The 230-nt window shown below is 70.0% G+C and carries 1 pseudogene; it reads left to right on the top strand.

The annotated features are described in order from the left end of the window. Nucleotides 1-230 (top strand): annotated as a pseudogene (locus BN358_RS11220) (decaprenylphospho-beta-D-erythro-pentofuranosid-2-ulose 2-reductase); the annotation flags it as partial.

The following is a 230-nucleotide window of genomic DNA, read 5'->3' as shown; positions in this document are numbered from 1 at the left end:
GCTGACCGCGGCCGGTGCGTCGGCCGTGGACGTGCTCGAGTTCGATGCGACCGATTTCCCCTCCCACCCTGGCGTGATCGACGCGGCGTGGAAGCTCGCCGACATCGACGTGGCGATCGTCGCCTTCGGCCTGCTCGGTGACGCCGAGGAGCTCTGGCAGGACCAGGCGAAGGCCGTCCAGATCGCCCAGGTGAACTACTCCGGCGCGGTGAGCGTCGGCGTGCTGCTCG

The sequence above is a fragment of the Sedimentibacter sp. B4 genome (assembly GCF_000309315.1).
GTDB lineage: Bacteria > Bacillota > Clostridia > Tissierellales > Sedimentibacteraceae > Sedimentibacter > Sedimentibacter saalensis.
Note: the sequence above shows the minus strand (reverse complement) of the source record. Positions and strands in the feature narration are given on the sequence as shown.